Origin of the sequence: Shewanella algicola (assembly GCF_014648035.1) — a bacterium.
GTDB lineage: Bacteria > Pseudomonadota > Gammaproteobacteria > Enterobacterales > Shewanellaceae > Shewanella > Shewanella algicola.
The window spans coordinates 1-1163 of sequence record NZ_BMQI01000140.1; the positions used below are offsets into that span (position 1 = coordinate 1).

Genomic DNA, 1163 nt, shown 5'->3' on the forward strand with positions numbered 1-1163 from the left:
TTAACTTATGAGGTAATGATATCACCTCTAACTAGGTGGCCAAATTCACCGTACCACTACACCACTACAAAAAACGCTATAAACCCGCCTAAATTACCCCTAAAGCGCACTAAACAATTTACAAAAGGGCAAGTTAAGTAATAATCTAAAAACGACTAAACGATTGCATCAAAATATAAGCTCAGATATTGTTTATTTATTGATCAACATGAATTAAAACGAGTAATTCTACAGGCTCGTTAGCTGGCAAATCATAAACATGGATATTAGGGTCACCTAAGCACAAAGGATGCGTAAAATGAGCAAAGTGATTAAGTCAACAAATGCGACCATACAAAATGGTGCGGCAAAATCAGATGGGAAGCTAACTCTTTCAGAGACGCATATCAGCTTCGAGCCATACAATAAACAACTTGGTCTCGGTCCATACAGCTATGAGCGCTCTCAAATATTGAGTGTTAAAAAGTCCAAGGCGAAGGGGGCGGGGATCTTACCTTTGTCTTCTGACGCTATTGAGATTCAATACAAAGATAACCAAAGCCAAACGTTTATTTTGGCAAGTAAGGATGAGTGGTTGGCTCTATTGAGCGTAGCCAACTAACAAGCGTATCAAGTCGCTACCCTGAAAAGCGGGGCGCTGGGACATAAAATACGCGTTGATTAGTTTTGGTGCTTCGCCCAAGTTTAAACCAATCGCCGTTACGATTTGCTGCCCTGATGCGGGCGTTGGTATGTTTGTATAAATAATGGGTGGCAAATATTTCCTTGTTACGCGCGCCAATAAGGTGTCATTGTTGCTAAAATCAAGTGCAGGCGATATAGCTTAAATAGTATTTGGCATACTGATGATGGTGAGAAGTCATTGCTTCATTAGCTATATCATTCACCGTCATGCTCGCTTCTCTTTTTAATAAGCATCTGGTTAGAAGTTCAACTCACCTAATTACGCGACTTATCTTGTTAAGATTCGTTGTTCATCAAACACCGTTTTGTTCTTCAGCATGAAATAGACTCAGCGACCAAGCTTATGGGCCAGTGCAGACAATTATTCTTTTTTGTAATCGATTAAGGTAGTTACGGGCTTTAGAACATAATGGTTGTGTAACCCTCCCTTAAAATCAGAATGTTTTAAATAGAGTTTTCCATTTACACTAAACTAAATG

General features: G+C 39.4%; 1 protein-coding gene. It reads left to right on the forward strand.

The window, feature by feature from the left end; all coding sequences use genetic code 11:
• Nucleotides 1–298: 298 nt before the first annotated feature.
• On the forward strand, nucleotides 299–601 hold the full coding sequence (locus IEY42_RS22105) for a hypothetical protein (RefSeq protein ID WP_188927317.1): 303 nt from the start codon (nucleotides 299–301) through the stop codon (nucleotides 599–601).
• The last annotated feature ends 562 nt before the right edge of the window (nucleotides 602–1163 follow it).

Excerpts from the sequence above, each read along its gene's own strand:
- IEY42_RS22105 (WP_188927317.1), top strand. The coding sequence starts at position 299 with ATGAGCAAAGTGATTAAGTCAACAAATGCGACCATACAAAATGGTGCG.